We start from the raw sequence: 22067 nt of genomic DNA on the forward strand, positions 1-22067 counted from the left end.
AATGTTGCGGGTCGACATCGTTGCGGCCGCCGTGGTACCGCAGCCGTATCGGGGAACTCGAGTCATATCGTGACTGCCACCTGCACAGCCAATCGATCGAGCCGCTCGCGCAACTGGCGCGGGCTCGTGGCTGTATTCGTTGCGGTCATGTATCTGCTCTCCGGCGCGCTCCATGGCGCCCACGACATCGATGTCACCAGCCCCGCAGGCGGCTCGGAGATCGCCTCGATCGTCGACAACGGTTCCATCGGCCATGGCGATCACAAGGCACTCGGCGGCCATCACTGCCACGGCTGCTTCTCCGTCGCCGTGGCGCAGCTGATGCAGGCGGAAGCAGCAGCCCACTTCGTTGCCGCACCGGTTCCGCAGCGCGCGCCTGCGCTGATCGGCATTGCGCCTGACACAGAATCCCCGCCCCCCAAACATCTGACCTGAACTGACCAGCCGGGCGCCGCGTGCGCCCACGATGCTTTTGTTCACAGGTCACCTTCATGTCTTGCAGACGGACTGCTGCGCACCTTTCGTGCGCGATGGCGATTTTCGTCAGCCCCTGGCTGACGCAGCACGCCCACGCCCAGACCCTGACGATGCGCGCGGCGCTGACGCGCGCGCTGGCCGCGAGCCCGCGCCTGACGGCGGCGGAGCGCGACATCGGCGTCGCCACGGGCCAGCGCATCCAGGCGGGCGCCCTGCTCAATCCCGAATTGTCCTATGAGCAGGACAATTCGTTCGGCTCGGGCATCTATCGCGGCACCCGATCGGCCGAGACGACGCTCCAGATCAGCCAGGCTTTTGAGCTGTTCGGCAAGCGCGACGCGCGGATCGCGGCGGGCGCGGCCGGCATCGAGGTCGCCGCAATCCAGCGCAAAGCAATCAGGCTCGAGGTGCTGTCGGAGACCGCGATCGCCTTCCTCAGCGTGCTCGGCGCGCAGCGCCGCATCCAGATCCTCGACGAGCAGATTGCCGCGATCGATCGCCTGACGCCGCTGCTCCGCCGCCGTGTCGAGGCCGGCGCCTCTTCGCCGGCAGAGACCGGCCGCGCCGAGGTCGCCTCGGCGCTGGTGAAGGCCGATCGCGAGCGCTTCAAGGCGACGCTGGCGAGCGCCCGGCGCGAGCTCGCGGTGCTGATGGGCGATCCCGTGGCGAAATTCGGCGAGGTCTCCGGCCGGCTCGACACCATGGGACGGCCGCCGACGTTCCAGTCTGTCGTCGCCGCCATCGACGCCAATCCGCAGCTGGTGCGCTGGACCGCAGTGTATGCGCAGCGCAATGCCGAGCTGCTGATGGCGCGGCTCAGGCCCTATCCCGACGTGCGGATCGCGGCCGGCTGGCGCCATTTCAACGAGACCAATGACGATGCGGCGCGCCTCACCGTCTCGGTGCCGATCCCCGTGTTCGACCAGAACCAGGGCAACATCCTCTCCGCCCAGGAAAGCCTGGCCAAGACCAAGGCCGAGCGCGAGGCCAACCGCAACACGCTGATCGTGATCGCCGGCCGCGCCTACGACTCGCTCCAGGGCTCCCTGCGCGAGCTCGCGGTGCTGCGCGAGACTGCGATCCCCAAGGCCACCGAGGCCTCGGAAGCGATCTCGCAGGGCTACGGCCAGGGCCGCTTCACCCTGCTGGAGGTGCTCGATGCCCAAGCCAGCGTCGCCCAGGCGCGGCTTCGCGAGCAGGAGGCGCTGCAGAACTTCCATGCCGGCGTTGCCACCATCGAAGGCCTCGTCGGCAATCCGTTTGCGCTGGCGCGGGAGAGCGCGCGATGAAGACGTCCTCTACCGTCCTCATCGCCATCCTTGCCGCCACGCTCGGCGCCTACGGCTATTCCCTGCTCGCCCCGGCCAGGGTCGCGCCCGCCGCGCATACCGAAGAGAAGAAGCCGGAGAGGCAGAACGATCATGTCGAGCAGGATGAGCATGGCGCCGACCGCATCCGCATCTCCGACGTCAAGCTCGCCGCTGCCGGCGTGACGCTCGCGGAAGCCGCGAGCGCCACGCTGACCGATACGCTGTCCTTCAACGGCATCTTGCGCGCCAACCAGGAGGCCGTGGTGCAGGTCACCCCGCGCTTTCCGGGCCTCGCCAAATCGATCCAGAAGCGGATCGGCGACAAGGTCGGCAAGGACGATCTGCTCGCCAGCATCGAGAGCAACCAGAGCCTGACCGTCTACGAGCTCAAGGCGCCGATCGCCGGCACCGTCATCGAGCGGCAGATTTCGCTCGGCGAATACGTCTCCGAGCAGAAGCCGGCCTTCGTCGTCGCCGACCTCGCGACCATCTGGGTCGATCTGTCGATCTACCGGCAGGACCTCCGGCGCGTCCGCCTCAATGACGAGGTGCTGATCGATCCCGACGACGCCCGCGGCGAGATCAAGGGCAGTATCTCCTACATGGCGCCGATCGGAAGCAGCGAGACCCAGACCGCGCTGGCGCGCGTGGTGCTGCCGAACCCGGAGGGCCGGCTTCGCCCCGGCCTGTTCGTCACGGCGCGGCTGATCCTCGCCGCCCGCAATGTCGCGGTTGCCGTGCGCCGCAGTGCGATCCAGACGCTGGAGAACCGAACCATCGTGTTCGTCCGCGAGGACAGCGACAAGATCGAGGCGCGCCCAGTGGAGCTTGGAGATTCCGATCCGCAATTCGTGGAAATCCGCGCCGGCCTCATACCCGGCGAGCACTACGTCGCCGAAAACAGCTTCGTCGTGAAGGCGGAGATGGGCAAGGGAGACGCCGATCATGATTGACGCCCTCCTCGGCTTCTCCATTCGTCAACGATGGCTCGTGGTCCTGTTCGCGCTGGCAGCCGGCGCCTTCGGCGCCTGGAATTTCACGCGCCTGCCGATCGACGCCGTCCCTGACGTCACCAACGTCCAGGTCCAGATCAACACGCGCGCGCCGGGCCTGTCGCCGCTCGAAGCTGAGCAGCGCATCACCTTCCCGATCGAGACCGCGATGGGCGGGCTGCCCAAGCTCGATTACACCCGCTCGATCTCGCGCTATGGCCTGAGCCAGGTCACCGTCGTATTCCAGGACGGCACCGACATCTATTTCGCCCGGCAGCTCGTCAACGAACGCATCCAGCAGGCGAAGGACCAGCTTCCTGTAGGCACCGAGCTCGCGATGGGGCCGATCTCGACCGGCCTTGGCGAGATCTACGTCTACTCCGTCGAGGCAAAGGCCGGCGCAAAATCGCCCACTGGCGCCGAGTTCACGCCGACCGAGCTGCGCACCATCCAGGACTGGATCATCAAGCCGCAGCTGCGCACCATTCCCGGCGTGATCGAGGTCAACTCGATCGGCGGCTATGAGCGGCAATTCCACGTGCTGCCGATCCCCGGCCGGCTGATGGCCTACAAGCTCGGCTTCCGCGACATCATGACGGCGCTGGCCGCCAACAATGCCAATGTCGGCGCTGGCTATATCGAGCGCAATGGCGAGCAATATCTCGTCCGCGCGCCCGGCCAGGTCGCCGATATCGAGGACATCAGCGACATCGTGATCGGCTCGCGCGGCGGCGTACCGGTCCGCATCCGCGACGTCGCCGACGTCCAGGAAGGCCAGGACCTGCGCAGTGGCGCGGCCTCGGCCAACGGCACGGAGACGGTGCTCGGCACAGCCATGCTGCTGATCGGCGAGAACAGCCGCACGGTGGCGCAACGCGTGAAGGCCCGGCTCGCGGAGATCGCGAAATCGCTGCCCGATGGCGTGATTGCGCGCGCCGTCTATGACCGCACACATCTGGTCGAAGCGACCATCCAGACCGTCGAGAAGAATCTCGTCGAGGGCGCGGCGCTGGTGATCGCGGTGCTGTTCCTGATCCTCGGCAACATCCGCGCTGCGCTGATCACCGCCTGCGTCATCCCGCTCTCGATGCTGTTCACGATCACGGGCATGGTCGAGAGCAAGGTCAGCGCCAATCTGATGAGTCTGGGCGCAATCGACTTCGGCATCATCGTCGACGGCGCGGTCATCATCGTCGAGAACTGCCTGCGGTTGCTCGCCGCCGGGCAGCACCGGCGCGGACGGCTGCTGACGCTGGACGAACGCCTCCAGACCATCCGCGACGGCAGCAGCGAGGTCATCAAGCCAAGCCTATTCGGCACGCTGATTATCGCCGTGGTCTACCTGCCGGTCCTGACCCTGACGGGGACCGAGGGCAAGATGTTCACGCCGATGGCGCTGACCGTGCTGATGGCGCTCGCGGGTGCGGCGCTGCTGTCGGTCACCTTCGTCCCGGCTGCGGTGGCGATTGTCGTCACCGGCAAGGTCTCGGAGAAGGAGAACGTCTTCATGCGGGCGGCCACGCGGATCTATGTGCCGCTGCTCGAGCGCGCCATCCGTTACCGCGGCAGCGTCGCGTTCGCTGCCATGCTGATCGTCGCCGGCAGCATCCTTGCCGCGACACGCATGGGCGGCGAGTTCATTCCGAGCCTGGATGAAGGCGACATCACCATCGAGACCATCCGGATTCCCGGCACCAGCCTGACCCAGAGCGTCGACATGCAGCTCCGGCTTGAGAAGGCAGTCAAGCAGGTTCCGGAGGTCGCGACCATCTTCTCCAAGGTCGGCACCGCCGAGATCGCCAACGATCCGATGCCGCCGAACGTCGCCGACACCTATGTCACGCTGAGGCCGCGCGAGGAATGGCCCGATCCCGCCAAGCCGAAGAATGAGGTGATCGAAGAGATCGAGCGCGCCGCCAACACCCTGCCCGGTAGCGCCTATGGCATGACCCAGCCGATCCAGATGCGCTTCAACGAGCTCATCGCCGGCATCCGCAGCGACGTCGGCGTGAAAATCTTCGGCGACGATCTCGACGTGCTCGCCGGTATCGCCCAGCAGGTCAACGGCGTGGTCCGCGCCATTGAGGGCGCCGCCGACGTGAAGACCGAGCAGGTCGCGGGTCTGCCGATCCTCACTGTCAGGCTCGACCGCCAGGCGCTGTCGCGCTACGGCCTCAGTCTCGGCGAGGTGCAGAACCTGGTCGAGATCGCGATCGGCGGCAAGCCGGTGGGCAAGCTGTTCGAGGGCGATCGCCGCTTCGACATCGTGGTGCGGCTGCCGGAAATCCTGCGGGCCAACCCCGACACGATCAGGTCGCTGCCGATCCCGCTGCCGCCCGGCGAGGATGCAGCCGCGGTCACGAAGACCGCGTGGCCGGGGGCATCGGGCACGACACCCCGCTACGTCCCCCTGTCCTCGGTTGCGACAATCGAGATCGCGCCCGGCCCCAACCAGATCAGCCGCGAGAACGGCAAGCGCCGCGTGGTGGTCATGACCAACGTTCGCGGGCGCGACCTGCGCTCCTTCGTCGCCGAGACCCAGGAGGCGGTGACCGAGAAGGTCAAGCTGCCGCCCGGCTACTGGATCGGCTGGGGCGGACAGTTCGAGCAGCTGGTCTCGGCGACCAAGCGGCTGACCATCGTCGTGCCGGTGGCACTGCTGCTGGTGTTCCTGCTGCTGTTCATGGGCATGGGATCGGCAGCGGATGCAGCGCTTGTGTTCTCCGGCGTGCCGCTGGCACTGACGGGCGGCGTCGCCGCACTGTTGCTGCGCGGTATTCCCTTATCCATCAGCGCCGGCGTCGGCTTTATCGCGCTGTCGGGCGTCGCTGTGCTCAACGGCCTCGTCATCATCACCTTCATCGAGCGTCTGCGCAGCGAAGGACGCCCTATTGCGGACGCTGTCCGCGAGGGCGCGCTGACGCGGCTCCGCCCGGTGCTGATGACCGCGCTGGTCGCCTCCCTCGGCTTCGTGCCGATGGCGCTCGCCACCGGCGCCGGCGCCGAGGTGCAGCGGCCGCTCGCGACCGTCGTGATCGGCGGCATCATCTCCTCGACGGTGCTGACATTGCTCGTGCTGCCGGCACTCTATGTACTGTTCCGGCGTGACGGCGCGGGCGAAACGCCTACAATGGCGCCTGATTTGGCGGTTTCCGGGGAGCGCTAGGTTTGAGCAGTCACGACCATCACGGTCATCGCCACCACGGCCACGCTCATGATCATGGCCATGACCACGGCCATTCGCACGGTCACGGGCATGTCCATGCGCCCGCCGATTTCGGCAAGGCGTTCGCGATCGGCATTACGCTCAACACCGCGCTGGTCGTGGCCGAAGCGGTTTACGGCTATCTCGGCAATTCCACCGCGCTGCTGGCGGACGCCGGCCATAATCTGTCCGACGTGCTCGGCCTGGTCGTGGCCTGGGGCGCCTCGATCGCGGCGCGGCGCGCGCCGAGCGGCCGCTTCACCTATGGCTTTCGTGCCTCCACCATTCTGGCGGCGCTCGCGAATGCAGTGTTCCTGCTGGTCGCAACCGGCGCGATCGGCTGGGAGGCGATCTTGCGGCTGCGCGAGCCCGAGCCGGTCGCGGGCGTCACCGTGATGGTGGTCGCCGGCATCGGCATCCTCATCAACGGCTTTACCGCCATGCTGTTCGCACGCGGACGCAAGGACGACATCAACATCGAAGGTGCATACTTGCACATGGCGGCCGACGCCGCAGTCTCGCTTGGTGTCGTCGTCTCGGCGGCGCTGATCATCTGGACGGGCTGGCTCTGGCTCGATCCCCTCACCAGCCTCGTCATCTGCGCCAGCATCCTCTGGGGCACGACCAACCTGCTCCGCGGCTCCATCGACATGTCGATGGCGGCTGCACCCAAGGGGACCGATCTCGCTGCGATCAGAACCTTCCTGCTGGCGCGGCCCGGCGTCTCAGGGATCCACGATCTCCACGTCTGGCCGATCTCCACCACCGAGACCGCGCTGACCTGCCATCTCGTGATGCCCGCAGGCAGCGCCGACGCGTTCCTGATGGAGACCGCGCAGCAGCTGAAGACCACCTTCCGCATCGGCCACACCACGCTCCAGGTCGAGACGCATCCGGACAATGGCTGCGCGCTGGCGCCGGATGATGTGGTGTGAGGGGAGTGCGGCCGCTCCAATCTATCCCACCTTCGCCGTCACGATCCAGATCGCGCCCGGCAGCGCCACTGACTGCCCCTTGAGGAACGGCGCGAGCGTCTCGCGGATCGAGGCCTTGGCGGCAGCGTACGTCTCCGGCGGATGGCCCTGCAGCGCGCGGCTGGCGGGGCCGATCTGCAGTGAGCCGTCGACGGCGGCATCGAGCCCGCCGCCGATGGCGATGTCCATCGCGAGATTGTGCGGCTCCATCGCCACGTCGATGAAGCCAGCACCTTTCAGGATGCGCGTCACGCGCTCCTCCGAGGCGAAGGCGAACGGGCCCGGCTCTTCCGGCCCGACCGGCGGCATCTTCGGCACGTGCTTGTAGACCGCCATCAGCGGCGCCATCATCCACGGATTTTCCTTCGGCTCGCGCCAGCAGGCAAATGCCAGCCGCCCCGTCGGCTTCAGTGCACGGCGGAGATTGGTGAAGGACGCGATCGGATCGGCAAAGAACATCACGCCGAAGCGCGATGCGAGCAGGTCAAAGCTCGCCGGTTCGAACGGATGCACCGTCGCATCGGCCAGCACGAAATCGAGCGGCAGCCCCTTCGGCGCAAACGCGCGCGCCTGCGACAGCATCGGTTCGGAGACATCGAGACCGAGCGCAAAGCCGTTTGGCGCCACAGCCTTCGCGAACGCAAAAGTCGTCGCACCCGAGCCGCAGCCGACATCGAGAACGCGCTCGCCCGGCTGCGGCTTGGCGCGGTCGATCAGCACGTCGGCAATGGGTCCAAGCACGCTCTCCTGCGCCGCGTGGCGATCGGCCCAGCGCTGGCCGCTCGGGCCGTTCCAATAGGCGATCTGGTCGGCGTTTTGCTCGTGTCCGCTTGATTGCTGCATCGGAGCCTCTGTCACTCAGGTCAGGCGACATCTATCGCCCACCTGCCAAATCCAGTCTACTCCCTGAGCCGGCGCACCATATGCGATTGCCCTGCCTGAACCGGGGAGCACTTTCCGGCCTCAGCTCGCAGCAGCGCCCTCGTGTCGAGCTCAGGGCACGAGCCGGCGTTTGCCGCAGACATCACCGGCCCCGGCACAGCGCGTCTGTGCGCATTGCGGCCGCATTGGTTTCACCGAACGGCCACATCGGAATCAGATGCCAACCAGATTTCCTCGGTAGATTCGCAGTTCCTCAAATCGGAAAGGCAGACCATGCGCAGCTTCACGGCATCCGTCATCGTTGCAGCTCTCTCCCTCGGAACTCCGGCTCTGGTGCAGGCGCAGGGCGCGTCGTCGCAGCCCGGCGCGGAACAGCCGTCCACTCAGTCCAGCACGGTGATCCGGAGCATACAGGTGGTGGACGTCAAGGAATTGCAGCCGGCGGTGCGCGCAAAGGTCGATGAACTCGTGGCGCAGACAAGCGAAAAAGACATTCAGTCGCTTCGGCAGTCCATCGACGCCACACCGCAGGCAGCCTCCGTCCTCAAGGCGAAGGGCTTGAGTTCGTCGCAAGTCGTCGCGATCAACATCGCCGACGGCGTCCTGACGATGTTCACCAAGACGGCCTGATGTCGGGCGGGAATTGCGCGGCGGCGGCACGCACGGTCGCCGCCTCTTCCGCCGGATGACGGATTCGCGCTGCGAAAGCGGATTGCCCTCCAGCGGGCCCTGCTGCAGGGCTGCTCGTGTCCAGCATGAACCCTGACCAGGCCGCAAATTGGAGCCAGTTTGCGGCGCGTTCGGCTCTTGCCTCGACACCGGCCGGGGCGCTAAAGAGGCCCACCCGGGCGGTTAGCTCAGCTGGTTAGAGCATCTCGTTTACACCGAGAGGGTCCGCGGTTCGAATCCGTGACCGCCCACCAGCCTTCGCCTGCTTCGCTGGCTACGGCTTGGCGAGCCAGCCGAGGCGCTCATTGGTGCGAGGCCGGCGCAGGCGGGCTTGTCGCAAGCCCAGCTCAATCTTTCGGCCTCCCCGGCAGCAGCGGCACCGCGTCGATCCAGACCACGGCCGACTGACACCAGATCTGCCTGACGGGCCGCAATTGGTCGCGCTGGCGGATCGAGCCCCAGCGGATGCCCCAATCGTCGGCCTGGTCGCCCTCGCCGCTGGTGAACAGCGGGGAACCGCAGTCGCCACAGAAGTGCTGGAGGCGCATCCGGCCGTTGTCGCCGCGCTTGCCGTAGACCTTTGGCGCACCGGCGATCAGCTTCACGTCGGCCTTGGTGCAGATCGCGGTCACCCGGAACGGCGATCCGGTCAGGGTCTGGCAATCGGTGCAGTGACAAACAGAGACCGCCTCAGGGTCGATCTCGGCCTCATAGGTGATCTTGCCGCAATGGCATTGCCCATCGACCTGCATTGCATCCCTTCCCCAAAAACAAAAACGGCGCCCGAAGGCGCCGTTTTATCATCTTTTCGAATTGCGATCTCAGTGAGCGGTCAGGCCGCCGGCGGCCTCATCGCCGTCGGGCTTCACCGTCACCTTGGTGTCCTCTTCCCAGACGATCGGCATCGGCTTCTTCACCAGCGCCTTGGCGACGACGTCGTCCAGACGCGAGACCGGGATGATCTCCATGCCGCCCTTGATCGCATCGGAAATCTCCGTGAGATCCTTGGCGTTGTCCTCGGGGATCAGCACCGTCTTGATGCCGCCGCGGGCAGCGGCGAGCAGCTTTTCCTTCAGGCCGCCGATCGGCAGCACGCGGCCGCGCAGCGTGATCTCGCCGGTCATCGCGACATCGTGGCGGACCGGAATGCCGGTCATGACCGAGATGATCGCGGTGGCCATCGCCACGCCCGCCGACGGACCGTCCTTCGGCGTCGCACCTTCCGGCACGTGCACGTGGATGTCACGCCGGTCGAACAGCGGCGGCTCGATGCCGTAGACGATCGCGCGAGAGCGGACGTAGGACGCCGCCGCCGAGATCGATTCCTTCATGACATCGCGCAGATTGCCCGTGACCGTCATCTTGCCCTTGCCGGGCATCATGACGCCTTCAATGGTCAAGAGCTCGCCGCCGACATCGGTCCAGGCCAGGCCGGTGACGATACCGACCTGCGGCTCGCTCTCGATCTCGCCGTAGCGGTACTTCGGCACGCCGAGCAACTCTTCCAGAGTCTTCTCGGTGACCTTCACCGACTTCTTCTTGGAGATCATCAGCTCCTTCACCGCCTTGCGGGCGAGTGTGGAGAGCTCACGCTCCAGATTACGCACGCCCGCCTCGCGGGTGTAGCGGCGGATCAGAAGCAGCAAAGCCTCGTCGTCGATCGAGAACTCCTTGGAGTCCAGGCCGTGCTTGGACACCGCGGTCGGGATCAGGTGCTTGCGCGCGATCTCGACCTTCTCGTTCTCGGTGTAGCCGGCGATCCGGATGATCTCCATGCGGTCCATCAGCGGGCCCGGAATATTGAGCGTATTCGCGGTCGTGATGAACATGACGTTCGACAGATCGTAGTCGACCTCGAGATAGTGGTCGTTGAAGGTCGCGTTCTGCTCGGGATCGAGGACCTCGAGCAGGGCCGAGGACGGATCGCCGCGGAAATCGGCGCCCATCTTGTCGATCTCGTCCAGCAGGAACAGCGGATTGGACGACTTCGCCTTCCGCATCGACTGGATGATCTTGCCGGGCATCGAGCCGATATAGGTGCGGCGGTGACCGCGGATCTCGGCCTCGTCGCGCACGCCGCCGAGCGAGACGCGCACGAACTCGCGCCCTGTCGCCTTCGCGATCGACTTGCCGAGCGAAGTCTTGCCGACGCCGGGAGGTCCGACGAGGCACAGGATCGGGCCCGTCAACTTGTTGGCGCGCGACTGCACCGCGAGATACTCGACGATACGGTCCTTGACCTTCTCGAGCCCGTAGTGATCTGCGTCCAGAACCGTCTGCGCGGCTTCCAGATCCTTCTTCACCTTGGACTTCTTGTTCCACGGGATCGACAGCAGCCAATCCAGATAGTTGCGCACGACGGTCGCTTCCGCGGACATCGGCGACATCTGGCGCAGCTTCTTCAACTCATGCTGCGCCTTCTCGCGCGCTTCCTTGGAGAGCTTGGTCTTGGAGATCTTCTCTTCGAGATCGGCGAGCTCGTCGCGACCATCGTCGTCGCCGAGTTCCTTCTGGATCGCCTTCATCTGCTCGTTGAGATAATACTCGCGCTGGGTCTTCTCCATCTGGCGCTTGACGCGCGAGCGGATGCGCTTCTCGACCTGCAGCACCGAGATCTCGCTCTCCATCAGGCCCAGCACCTTCTCCAGGCGCGTGGTGACGGACAGCGTCTCCAGGATGCCCTGGCGATCCGCGATCTTGACCGCGAGATGCGAGGCAACGGTGTCGGCGAGCTTGGCGAAATCGGTGATCGCCTGCACGACGCCGACGACCTCGGCCGAGATCTTCTTGTTGAGCTTCACATAGCTCTCGAAGTCGGACACGACCGAGCGCGAGAGAGCTTCGGCTTCGACCGACTTCGCGTCGGTGTCGGCGAGCGCAATTGCGGTGGCCTCATAATAATCGGCGCGATCGGTGTACTTCTGCACGCGTGCACGCTCGAGCCCTTCGACCAGCACCTTCACGGTGCCGTCCGGAAGCTTCAAGAGCTGCAGCACGCTTGCAAGCGTACCGGTCTCGTAAATGGCATCGGGCGCCGGATCATCGTCGGACGCGTTCTTCTGCGTCGCGAGCATGATCAGCGCGTCATTCTTCATCACCTCTTCGAGTGCGCGGATCGACTTCTCGCGACCGACGAAGAGCGGAACGATCATGTGCGGGAAGACCACGATATCGCGCAGCGGCAACACGGGATAAGCGTGCGTCTCGCCATGGACGATGGTTGGCCGGGGTTTTGGATTAGTCATGGCCTTTTCCTTTTGCTTTGCCCCCTCGCACGCAGCCCGCTTCTCTCATGCGCAACCGCCACAAGGTGCCGAGGTGATCCACAAACCGGTCTACCATTTGAAGGTTGGACCGGGCTTGCCGGATCGGAACTGAGGCGAATCTTGAACAGAATTTTCGCTCGCCGCCGACATAAGGTGGCTATCGACCGGGGGGGTGTCAAGTCATCGAAAAACGCGCGCCATCAGGCGCTTACGCACGCAGGTAAGCGACGCAATTCCGGCTGCGGAGTACATTTCCGCAGCCGCTACCATGAAAGACGTCTGGAGCGTTCCAGCGCCGCAAAATCAGGCGCTGGCGTTCTCGACGGCGCGATCGGACCGATCGGCGTAGATGTAGAGCGGACGCGCCGTTCCTTCCACGACTTCGCGGGAAATCACGACTTCTTCCACACCTTCCAGGCCCGGCAGGTCGAACATGGTCTCGAGCAGGATCGCTTCGAGGATCGAGCGCAGACCACGCGCGCCGGTCTTGCGCTCGATCGCCCTGCGGGCAACCGCGCCAAGCGCCTCGTCGGCGAAGGTCAGCTCGATGTTCTCCATCTCGAACAGCCGCTGGTACTGCTTCACGAGCGCGTTCTTCGGCTCGGTCAGGATCTTCTTCAGCGAAACCTCGTCCAGATCCTCCAGCGTCGCGACGACCGGCAGACGGCCGACGAACTCGGGGATGAGGCCGTACTTCAGGAGATCCTCAGGCTCGACGTGACGGAATATCTCGCCGGTCCGGCGGTCTTCCGGCGCCATCACCTGGGCAGCGAAACCGATCGAAGTCGACCGTCCCCGCGCCGAGATGATCTTCTCGAGGCCGGCGAACGCACCGCCGCAGATGAACAGGATGTTGGTGGTATCCACCTGCAGGAATTCCTGCTGGGGATGCTTGCGGCCGCCCTGCGGCGGAACCGAAGCGACCGTGCCTTCCATGATCTTCAACAGCGCCTGCTGCACGCCCTCACCCGACACGTCGCGCGTGATCGAGGGATTGTCGGACTTGCGGCTGATCTTGTCGATTTCGTCGATGTAGACGATGCCGCGCTGGGCACGCTCGACGTTGTAGTCGGCGGACTGGAGCAGCTTCAGGATGATGTTCTCAACGTCCTCACCGACATAGCCGGCTTCGGTCAGCGTCGTCGCGTCCGCCATCGTGAACGGCACGTCCAGAATGCGGGCGAGCGTCTGCGCAAGCAGCGTCTTGCCCGAACCGGTCGGACCGATCAGCAGGATGTTCGACTTCGCGAGCTCGACGTCGTTGTGCTTGGTCTGGTGGTTGAGGCGCTTGTAGTGGTTGTGCACCGCGACCGACAGGACCTTCTTCGCATGGCTCTGGCCGATGACGTAATCGTCCAGGACCTTGCAGATTTCCTTCGGCGTCGGAATGCCGTCGCGCGACTTGACCAGCGAGGACTTGTTCTCCTCGCGGATGATGTCCATGCAGAGCTCGACGCACTCGTCGCAAATGAAGACCGTGGGACCCGCGATCAGTTTGCGGACTTCGTGCTGGCTCTTGCCGCAGAACGAGCAATATAGCGTGTTCTTGGAGTCGCTCGTGCCGACCTTACTCATTCATGTCTCCGTCCGCGGTTCGATCCCGTCCGCTCGATCGTCCCATCCCGAAACGTTCGCGGGTAAGGGACTCAAATAGAGCAAATTCCGTACCAAAAAAGACCCTACGCGTTACATACCGTGCGAATCACGGTCAATCGATTCTCCGCGATCATAGCCGATCATTCGTAGCCAACCATGCTGTCACCCGACTATCAAGAATTCGCTAATCGAGGGGTCGCCGACAACCCGTGACAATACCGTGATTTCAGGTCTTGGCACGGGCGAAGTGACCGAAATCACCCCGGCGTTGCTGGATTACCACGAAAAACAAGCACGAAAGCGGAACTTTCTGCCTGTCGCAGGGCGCAGAACTGCGTTTTTTGCGCCCTCGCGAAGTGCGCCGTTAACGTGAACCGTTGCCCTGACGATCCCCGGGGAATCCCCCCAAGGAATCCGCAAGAGGAATTCCAGGGATCGATATTGCCGCCTCGCTCGCGTTACTGAGGCTTCGCCGCCGGTTCCTCGGCGCGCTTGTCAATCACCCTGTCGACCAGCCCGAACTCCTTGGCATCAGTCGCCGTCAGGAACTTGTCGCGCTCCAGCGCGTCCTCGATCGACTTGTAGGTCTGGCCGGTGTGCTTCACGTAGATCTCGTTGAGCCGCTTCTTCAGATTCAGGATCTCCTGAGCATGCAGCATGATGTCGGTGGCCTGGCCCTGGAAGCCGCCGGAAGGCTGATGCACCATGATGCGCGCGTTCGGCAGCGAGAAGCGCATGTCCTTCTCACCAGCGGCGAGCAGCAGCGAGCCCATCGAGGCGGCCTGCCCCGTGCACAGCGTCGAGACCGGCGGGCGGATGAACTGCATGGTGTCGTAGATCGCGAGGCCCGACGTCACCACGCCGCCCGGCGAGTTGATGTACATCGAGATTTCCTTCTTCGGATTTTCCGCCTCAAGGAACAGCAACTGCGCGACGACCAGCGTCGACATGCCGTCCTCGACCGGCCCGGTCAGGAAGATGATGCGCTCCTTCAGAAGGCGCGAGAAAATGTCATAGGCGCGCTCGCCACGGTTGGTCTGCTCGACCACCATGGGCACGAGGTTCATGTAGGTTTCAACCGGATCGCGCATGAGTCACCTAGGTTTTCGGAGGACGTCGCCACTTTTGCCGGAAGGCCGATGGACGTCCCGTGATGCAGGAAGTTGGTAGAAGAACGCTTGCAAGTGGAACGCGTAGATACAGGCTCCACCGACAGATATAGCCCAATTCGCGCCAGACAAGTACGGAACGAGTTAAGGCTTAATCCACCGGGCACTTGAAGCTGATTCTCGCAAAAAGGCCCAGCCGGCCATCTGGCTAGCTGGGCCGGTTCGCTGATCATCCTTAATAGAAGACTGTCTCAAAGCCTTCAGGCTGCAGTCTTTTCCTCGTCGTCCTTGTACAGGTCCTCGCGCGAGACCTTCTTCTCGGTCACGTTGGCGAGCTCGAGGATGAAGTCGACGACCTTGTCCTCGTAGATCGGTGCACGAAGCTGGGCCAGCGCCTGGGCATTGCTGCGGTAATAGTCCCAGACTTCCTTCTCGCGGCCGGGCATCGAGCGGGCGCGCTCGATCACGGCGCGGCCGACCTCGTCGTCGGTCACGGTGATCTTGTTTTTCTCGCCGATCTCGGAGAGCACGAGGCCGAGACGCACGCGGCGGTCGGCGATCTTGCGGTACTCTTCCTTCGCCTTGTCCTCAGTGGTGTCCTCGTCGGCAAAGGTCTTGCCGGCGGAATCCATCTCGGCCTTGACCGAGTTCCACATCAGATTGAACTCCTCGTCGACGAGCGAGGGCGGCGCCTCGAAGCGATGCGCCTCGTCGAGACGGTCGAGCAGCGCGCGCTTGACGCGCTGGCGCGTCGCACCGGCGTATTCGGCAACCAGCCGCTCGCGCGCGGCTTCCTTGAGCTTGTCCAGCGATTCGAGGCCAAGCGTCTTGGCGAACTCGTCGTCGATGGTGAGATCCTGCGGCGCCTCGATCAGCGTCGCGGTGGTCTCGAACTCAGCCGGCTGGCCGGCGAGCTTCTCGCTCATGTAGTTCTTCGGGAACGACACTTTCAGCGTGCGCGTCTCGTTCGCGCCGATGCCGATGAGCTGCTCCTCGAAGCCCGGGATGAAGGTGTTGGAGCCGATCACGACCTGGATGCCTTCGCCGGCGCCGCCCTCGAAGGCTTCGCCGTTGATGGTGCCCTTGAAGCTGATGGTGACGCGGTCGCCGGATTCAGCCTTCGCGCCCTCACCCTTGGCGGCATAGCCGCGGTTGGTGTCGGCGATGCGCTTGATCGCCTCGTCGACGTCCGAATCGGAGACGTCGGCGACGGGCTTCTCGACCTGGAAGGACTTGAAATCGGCGAGCGCGATGGCGGGCACCACTTCGATCGCGACCGTGTAGGTCAGGTCGGACTTGCCCAAGAGCAGTTCCTCGACCTCGGCCTTCTCGGTCGGCATGGTGATCTTCGGCTCCGTCGCGAGCTTGAAGCCGCGCTCGGAGAACAGCTGGGTGTTGGTGTCGCGGATGGTCTGGTCGATGGTCTCGGCCATCACCGAGCGGCCATAGACCTTCTTCAGGTGGCCAACCGGCACCTTGCCGGGACGGAAGCCGTTGAGGCGCACCTTGTCCTTGAGGTCGACGAGCTTGGCGCCAGCCTTGGCGTCGAGGTCAGAGGCGGGAACGCTGATCTTGAACTCGTGCTTCAAGCCTTCCGAGATGGTTTCTGTGACCTGCATGGCGTCCAATCTTCTTCTCGTTCGGTCCCGGCACGCTCGCGCGTCGGAACGCTGTCATTAATCGATCCGGCGCGAGGCAAACGCCTCAACGCCGGTGGTTCATCGAGCCCGGCTCCAGGCGGAAAAACGTCCGCGCGGAGCGAGGCCCCTCAGTAATCCGTGCAAACGCTGAAAGCGCTTGGTGCGGGCGGAGGGACTCGAACCCCCACAACTTTCGTCACTGGAACCTAAATCCAGCGCGTCTACCAGTTCCGCCACGCCCGCGTGAATTTGCATCAAGACCGGCCGCGATGCCGCGGGCGGCGGGCTTATAGCATGGGCCCGCCTGTTCGCAGCAAAAAAATGGCTTGATCGAGACACCCTTCAAGTAAGCACGATGGCTGGACTTATCCAGCGCGGCGTGGTCCGGATCGCGCCTATGAAACCGCGGATTTTCGCCCCATCCAGACGCGAGGTCCTGGCCGGCCTTGGGGCCTCCGCCGCGGGCTTGCTCGGCGGTGGCGCAGCGCCTGTTACCACCACCCAGCTTGCGCTCCAGGCCCGCCCTGCGACCCTCGCTCTGAGGCCGGATCGGCCCCCTGCACCGATCTGGGAGCTGGCCGCCGTAAGCCATCTCGGCAATGTCCATCTCAGGCGCGGCGACCGCTGTGAGGTGACCTTCCGCAATACCCTGCCGGTCCCGCTTGCGCCGGTCTGGTACGGCCTCAATGGGGCGGCGCTGGCTGATCCGTTGCGGGGGCGCGCGCCCACCGCCCCGGACGCAACCGAAACATCAATTGTTTCAATACCAAACGCCGGGACCCTGGTAGCCGACTTTCGCCTCTTTGAAGACCGCCTGAAGCAGCCTGCGCGCCCGCTTCCGGTAATTGCAGAGGAGACCAGCCGCATCGCCGTCGATCGCGACGAGGTTCTGCTGATCGAGGAATGGCGCGTGAGGCAGGACGGCACCGCACTGCCGCCGGGCCAGGATCCCAAAGATACGATGCCGCTCTACACACTCAACGGGCGGACTTCATTCGAACTCTCAGCCTCCGTCGGCGAGCGGCTGCGGCTGCGCTTCATCAACGGCTCGCAACGTTCTGTTCTGGCAATCAAATTGGAAAGCCATGAGGTCCAGGTGATGGCGCTGGACGGACAGCCGGCGGAGCCGTTCCCGGCCCGCAACGGCGCCCTGGTGCTGGCCCCCGGAGCCCGCGCCGACGCCTTTGTGGATGCGGCCATGGCGGCCGCGTTGGTGCTGCATGACGGCAAGGAGGCGCACCCGATCGGGCGCCTCGCCGTCTCCGGCCAACTGGAGCGGCGCACGCCGCTGCCGCCGCCTCAGCCGCTCCCGTCGAACGGCCTTCCCGAAAAACTCGACCTGAGGGGCGCCCTGCGGTTCGATGTCGCGCCCGGCTCACCCGGCGCCGGCTGGAGCCGGACAGCCAATTTCTCCGCCACCTCCGCCCCCGCCTTCAGCGCCAAGGCCGGCCGGACCGTCGTGCTGGCGGTGAAGAACCCCGCCCCAATCACCACCATCTTCCATTTGCACGGCCACCATTTCCGCCTGCTCGACCGGCTCGACGATGGCTGGAAGCCCTACTGGCTCGACACGCTCGCCATCGAGCCCGGCCAGACCCAGCGCATCGCCTTCGCCGCGACTTCGCCGGGACGATGGCTGATCGAATCCGTGGTGACCGATTGGGCCGCGCCACGGCTGGTGCGGTGGTACGGGGTGGAGTGAAGCATCGGCCCTAGCGTGTCCAAACGTACCGGACGTCCGGCTCCTTCTCCTCGTTCCGCGTTCCGTCGGTCTCCTCGGCCAGCCTGAACCCGCGCGCTTCATAGAAGCGCCGGCCCGGTGTGTTGCGCTGGAAGGTCCAGAGCTCGAGCCGCTCGCTGGCGGCTTTGGCGATGTCGAGCAGTGCCGTGCCGAAGCCACGGCCCTGCACGCCGGGACGAACGTAGAGCTGCTCGATCCAGCCGTCACGAAACGCGATGATTCCGCCCAGCTCATCGCCGTCGAAGCGTCCCCAGACGCGGCAGGTCGGAAAGACACGCTCGCGGTAGAACCAGCGGTCCTCGTCCGGCGTGTGCAGCCCGGTGAGCCACGGCATCGCCTGGTCGAACGCGATCCGGTGGACCTGCGCAGCCGCGCCCATGTCGGCGAGCGCGAGCGGCCGGAGCATCAGTATTCGATCCCGAGCGCGTTGTAGATCCGCCGGTGCACGGCCGGCAGCGTCTCGGTGAGATCTTCTGCGATCAGCCCGGGCCCCGCTTCGCTCGCGGCCTCGCCGTGCATCCAGACGCCGATGCTGGCGGCCTCGAACGCCGGCACGCCCTGCGCCAGCAGCCCTGCGATGATGCCGGCTAGCACGTCGCCGGCGCCGGCGGTGGCGAGCCATGGCGGGGCGTTGGCGGCGATGGTGGCGCGGCCGTCAGGCGCGGCGATCGTGGTGTCAGGGCCCTTCAAGAGCACGACGGCGCCGGAGCGTTCGGCAGCGGCGCGGACGCGCTCGAGCTTCGAGCGGCCCGGAGTCTTGTTGCTGAGGTCGGAGAACAGCCGCGGAAACTCGCCCTCGTGCGGCGTCAGGACCACCTGGGCCTCTGGCGAAGACTTGATCGTTTCAAACAGTCGCTCGGGATTGGCGGCAAAGCTCGTCAGCGCATCCGCGTCGAGCACGACATGGCGCTGTGCCGAGATGGCGGTATGAACGATATCGCAGGTTTGCTCACCGACGCCGGCGCCGGGACCGATCATGCAGGTGTTGTAGCGCTTGTCGCCGAGCAACTCACCGAACTCGACCACGGTGTCGACGGGGCGAACCATCACGGCGGTCAGCGCGGCTGCATTGATCGCCAGCGCATCGCGCGGGGTCGCGAGCGTCACGAGGCCGGCGCCCGCACGCAAGGCGGCCCGGGCGGCGAGCCGCGCAGCACCGGTCGCGGCCGCATCGCCGGAGATCGCCAGCACATGACCGCGTGCGTATTTATGGCCGTCGATGCGCGGCACCGGAAAGGCGGTGCCCCAGAAATCCGGATCGTTCTCAAAGGTCTGCGGCGCGATCTCGTCGAGCACCTGCGCGTCGATGCCGATGTCGGCGACGCGCACGCGGCCGCAATGCATGCGACCCGGCAGCAGCAAATGCGCGGCCTTCTTGCGAAAGAACGTGACGGTCTCGGCGGCGTTCACCGCCACGCCCAGCACGGCCGCGCTGGTGCCGTTGATGCCGCTTGGGAGATCGACCGCCAGCACCGGCGCGCCATTGGCATTGATCGCCTCGATCATCGCCCGCGCCTCGCCGTCGACGGGACGGCTCAAACCCGCACCGAACAGCGCGTCGATGATCAGCGCCGGTTTTCCAATCGCCTGCGGATTGAACGGCAGCACCGGGTGCTTCCAGCCGCGCGCGGCGGAGGCTGCGTCGCCCTGGAGCTGATCCCGCTCGCACATCAGGATGACCGAGACCTCGCGCCCTTGTGCGGCGAGCTCGGCGGCTGCGACAAAACCGTCACCGCCATTGTTGCCGGGGCCAGCCACGATCAGGATCGGCCCCGCCTCCACCAGTGCTCTGGCGGCGCCCGCGACCGCCTGGCCCGCGCTCAGCATCAGCTTGAAGCCGGGCGTGCCGGCCGTGATGCTGAGTTGATCAGCCCGCTGCATTTCGGCGGTGGTTAGAACTTCCATGCCACTTCCCTGGTCCAAACGCCTTTTCAACAGGCACGTTCCGTGCCGATCCAGACAACGGGACAACGATCTGCATAGATATTGAACCGTTTGCCTATTTCGTAGTCTGCGGTATTTTGAGCGGTCGGCTCCACCTATCAGAGATGCTCGTTAAAAGGCTGATAACGCTCCAATAATCAGGGCATTTGCAACTTGGCATAGACCCTGCTTTCGAGGAAGCCGCTTCGGTTCGTCGTGCTCACTGCAATATCTGGGTGTGGCCGGCCGTTGTTGCCGGGCTGGTCAGGTCCCGGCATAGCGAAGACAAGATCGTGCGTGAGATAAAGCGCATCCTGACGAAGACGTTGCTATTTGATCGACCAGGCCGGGAGGCGCGCAGTGAAGAAAATCGAAGCCATCATCAAGCCGTTCAAGCTCGACGAGGTGAAGGAAGCGCTTCAGGAAGTCGGCCTGCAAGGCATCACCGTGACCGAAGCCAAGGGCTTTGGCCGGCAGAAGGGCCATGCCGAGCTCTACCGGGGCGCAGAATACATCGTCGACTTCCTGCCCAAGGTGAAGATCGAGATCGTGATCGGCGACGACCTGGTCGAGCGCGCGATCGACGCAATCCGCCGCGCCGCGCAAACCGGGCGCATCGGCGACGGCAAGATTTTCGTCTCCAATATCGAGGAGGCGATCCGCATCCGAACGGGCGAATCCGGGCTGGACGCTATCTGAGCCGGGTGCTATCCCGAATCTTGCGACACTCTGAAAGAAAAAAGGCTGCTTCGGCGGCCTGATTTCGTTTGTGCGGTTGCGCCAACTCGCCGAAAGCGAGAACGAATCTGCTCACCTGGAAACCGACCCGCAGAGCCAAAAGGGGTATGCATGAAGACCGCCAAAGACGTCCTGAAATCGATCAAGGACAACGACGTCAAGTACGTCGACCTGCGCTTCACCGATCCGCGCGGCAAGTGGCAGCACGTGACGTTCGACGTCAGCATGATCGATGAGGACATTTTCGCCGAAGGAACGATGTTCGACGGCTCCTCGATCGCCGGCTGGAAGGCGATCAACGAGTCCGACATGTGCCTGATGCCCGATCCGGTGACTGCGACGATCGATCCGTTCTTCGCCGAGACCACCATGGTCATCACCTGCGACGTGCTCGAGCCGACCACCGGCGAGCCCTACAACCGCGACCCCCGCGGCATCGCCAAGAAGGCCGAAGCCATGGTGAAGTCGATGGGCGTGGGCGACACCGTCTTCGTCGGCCCCGAGGCCGAGTTCTTCGTGTTCGACGACGTGCGCTTCTCCTCCGGTCCCTACAACACCGGTTTCAGGCTTGACTCCTCGGAGCTGCCGACCAACACCGACACCGAATATGAGGGCGGCAATCTCGGCCACCGTATCCGCACCAAGAGCGGCTACTTCCCTGTCCCGCCGCAGGACTCCGTGCAGGACATGCGCTCCGAGATGCTCGGCGCCATGGCCAAGATGGGCGTCAAGGTCGAGAAGCATCACCACGAGGTCGCATCAGCCCAGCACGAGCTCGGCATGAAGTTCGACACGCTGACGCTGATGGCCGACCATCTGCAGATCTACAAATACTGCATCCATCAGGTCGCCCACATCTACGGCAAGACCGCCACCTTCATGCCGAAGCCGGTCTTTGGCGACAATGGCTCGGGCATGCACGTGCACCAGTCGATCTGGAAGGACGGCAAGCCGGTGTTCGCCGGCAACAAATACGCCGACCTGTCGGAGACCTGCCTCCACTATATCGGCGGCATCATCAAGCACGCCAAGGCGATCAACGCCTTCACCAACCCGTCGACCAACTCCTATAAACGTCTGGTCCCGGGCTATGAAGCGCCGGTGCTGCTCGCCTACTCCGCGCGCAACCGCTCGGCCTCCTGCCGCATCCCCTACACCGCTTCGCCGAAGGCCAAGCGCGTCGAGGTGCGCTTTCCCGATCCGCTCGCCAATCCCTATCTCGGCTTCGCGGCGATGCTGATGGCCGGCCTCGACGGCATCAAGAACAAGATCGATCCCGGTCCGGCGATGGACAAGGACCTCTACGACCTGCCGAAGGAAGAGCTGAAGCAGATCCCGACAGTGTGCGGTTCGCTCCGCGAGGCGCTCGAAAACCTCGACAGGGACCGCAGCTTCCTCAAGGCCGGCGGCGTGTTCGACGACGACTTCATCGACGCTTACATCGAGCTGAAGATGACCGAAGTCGCCCGCTTCGAAATGACCCCGCACCCGGTCGAGTTCGACATGTACTATTCGGGCTGATCTGGCCCGACTGTATGCGATCAA

The 22067-nt window shown here is 64.7% G+C and carries 17 protein-coding genes and 2 tRNA genes; 10 read left to right on the plus strand and 9 right to left on the minus strand.

The window, feature by feature from the left end; translation table 11 throughout:
* The first annotated feature begins 147 nt into the window (after positions 1-147).
* The 5 genes from ABIC09_RS16885 to ABIC09_RS16905 are packed head-to-tail and all read left to right on the plus strand — an operon-like array spanning position 148 to position 6919.
* Entirely contained in the window at positions 148-435 is a 288-nt protein-coding gene (locus ABIC09_RS16885; protein WP_354110009.1) for a hypothetical protein, read from the plus strand.
* A gap of 56 nt (positions 436-491) precedes the next feature.
* A complete protein-coding gene (gene ihpA / locus ABIC09_RS16890; protein WP_354109958.1) occupies positions 492-1766 on the plus strand; it encodes a divalent metal ion exporter subunit IhpA in 1275 nt (424 codons plus the stop codon).
* A complete protein-coding gene (ihpB, locus tag ABIC09_RS16895) occupies positions 1763-2740 on the plus strand; it encodes a divalent metal ion exporter adaptor subunit IhpB (RefSeq protein WP_354032736.1) in 978 nt (325 codons plus the stop codon). The genes ihpA and ihpB overlap by 4 nt, the downstream gene beginning before the upstream one ends.
* The gene (ihpC, locus tag ABIC09_RS16900) at positions 2733-5945 is read left to right on the plus strand and encodes a divalent metal ion exporter subunit IhpC (protein WP_354109959.1); all 3213 of its coding nucleotides are present in this window, start codon (positions 2733-2735) and stop codon (positions 5943-5945) included. The genes ihpB and ihpC overlap by 8 nt, the downstream gene beginning before the upstream one ends.
* 2 nt (positions 5946-5947) lie before the next feature.
* Entirely contained in the window at positions 5948-6919 is a 972-nt protein-coding gene (locus ABIC09_RS16905) for a cation diffusion facilitator family transporter (RefSeq protein ID WP_354109960.1), read from the plus strand.
* Positions 6920-6940: 21 nt separating this feature from the next.
* Here the strand turns inward: ABIC09_RS16905 and ABIC09_RS16910 are convergent, their stop codons facing one another.
* A complete protein-coding gene (locus ABIC09_RS16910) occupies positions 6941-7801 on the minus strand; it encodes a class I SAM-dependent methyltransferase (RefSeq protein ID WP_354109961.1) in 861 nt (286 codons plus the stop codon).
* A 312-nt stretch (positions 7802-8113) separates the two neighbouring features.
* On the opposite strand from ABIC09_RS16910, the gene ABIC09_RS16915 reads away from it, so the two are divergent.
* Both ABIC09_RS16915 and ABIC09_RS16920 read left to right on the plus strand, forming a co-directional pair.
* Positions 8114-8470 carry a hypothetical protein gene (locus ABIC09_RS16915; protein ID WP_354083098.1) on the plus strand — a complete coding sequence of 119 codons (357 nt, stop codon included), beginning with the start codon at positions 8114-8116 and terminating at the stop codon, positions 8468-8470.
* 216 nt (positions 8471-8686) lie between these two features.
* Positions 8687-8763: transfer RNA gene (locus ABIC09_RS16920), tRNA-Val, on the plus strand.
* 93 nt (positions 8764-8856) lie between these two features.
* Here ABIC09_RS16920 and ABIC09_RS16925 read toward each other — a convergent pair.
* The 6 genes from ABIC09_RS16925 to ABIC09_RS16950 form a co-directional block, all read right to left on the minus strand.
* The gene (locus ABIC09_RS16925) at positions 8857-9261 is read right to left on the minus strand and encodes a GFA family protein (protein ID WP_354109962.1); all 405 of its coding nucleotides are present in this window, start codon (positions 9259-9261) and stop codon (positions 8857-8859) included.
* A 69-nt stretch (positions 9262-9330) separates the two neighbouring features.
* The gene (lon, locus tag ABIC09_RS16930) at positions 9331-11754 is read right to left on the minus strand and encodes an endopeptidase La (RefSeq protein ID WP_354109963.1); all 2424 of its coding nucleotides are present in this window, start codon (positions 11752-11754) and stop codon (positions 9331-9333) included.
* 324 nt (positions 11755-12078) lie between these two features.
* Complete coding sequence (clpX, locus tag ABIC09_RS16935) at positions 12079-13350, minus strand: ATP-dependent Clp protease ATP-binding subunit ClpX (protein WP_148753605.1); 1272 nt, start codon at positions 13348-13350, stop codon at positions 12079-12081.
* A 479-nt stretch (positions 13351-13829) separates the two neighbouring features.
* Positions 13830-14462 (minus strand): ATP-dependent Clp protease proteolytic subunit, encoded by a 633-nt coding sequence (locus ABIC09_RS16940; protein WP_148753604.1) that lies wholly within the window; start codon positions 14460-14462, stop codon positions 13830-13832.
* Positions 14463-14740: 278 nt separating this feature from the next.
* Complete coding sequence (tig, locus tag ABIC09_RS16945; RefSeq protein ID WP_354109964.1) at positions 14741-16099, minus strand: trigger factor; 1359 nt, start codon at positions 16097-16099, stop codon at positions 14741-14743.
* 179 nt (positions 16100-16278) lie between these two features.
* Positions 16279-16363: transfer RNA gene (locus tag ABIC09_RS16950), tRNA-Leu, on the minus strand.
* A gap of 154 nt (positions 16364-16517) precedes the next feature.
* Between ABIC09_RS16950 and ABIC09_RS16955 the strand changes: the two genes are divergently transcribed.
* On the plus strand, positions 16518-17822 hold the full coding sequence (locus ABIC09_RS16955; RefSeq protein WP_354083101.1) for a multicopper oxidase family protein: 1305 nt from the start codon (positions 16518-16520) through the stop codon (positions 17820-17822).
* 10 nt (positions 17823-17832) lie between these two features.
* Here ABIC09_RS16955 and ABIC09_RS16960 read toward each other — a convergent pair whose 3' ends face one another.
* Together ABIC09_RS16960 and ABIC09_RS16965 are read right to left on the minus strand one after the other, a co-directional pair.
* Complete coding sequence (locus tag ABIC09_RS16960) at positions 17833-18267, minus strand: GNAT family N-acetyltransferase (RefSeq protein ID WP_148753601.1); 435 nt, start codon at positions 18265-18267, stop codon at positions 17833-17835.
* The gene (locus ABIC09_RS16965; protein ID WP_148753600.1) at positions 18267-19766 is read right to left on the minus strand and encodes an NAD(P)H-hydrate dehydratase; all 1500 of its coding nucleotides are present in this window, start codon (positions 19764-19766) and stop codon (positions 18267-18269) included. The genes ABIC09_RS16960 and ABIC09_RS16965 overlap by 1 nt, the downstream gene beginning before the upstream one ends.
* 378 nt (positions 19767-20144) lie before the next feature.
* Between ABIC09_RS16965 and ABIC09_RS16970 the strand changes: the two genes are divergently transcribed.
* Positions 20145-20483 carry a P-II family nitrogen regulator gene (locus ABIC09_RS16970; protein WP_007603495.1) on the plus strand — a complete coding sequence of 113 codons (339 nt, stop codon included), beginning with the start codon at positions 20145-20147 and terminating at the stop codon, positions 20481-20483.
* Between the two features lie 150 nt (positions 20484-20633).
* A complete protein-coding gene (glnA, locus tag ABIC09_RS16975; RefSeq protein ID WP_354109965.1) occupies positions 20634-22043 on the plus strand; it encodes a type I glutamate--ammonia ligase in 1410 nt (469 codons plus the stop codon).
* The last annotated feature ends 24 nt before the right edge of the window (positions 22044-22067 follow it).

Source organism: Bradyrhizobium sp. S3.12.5 (genome assembly GCF_040548225.1).
GTDB lineage: Bacteria > Pseudomonadota > Alphaproteobacteria > Rhizobiales > Xanthobacteraceae > Bradyrhizobium > Bradyrhizobium cytisi.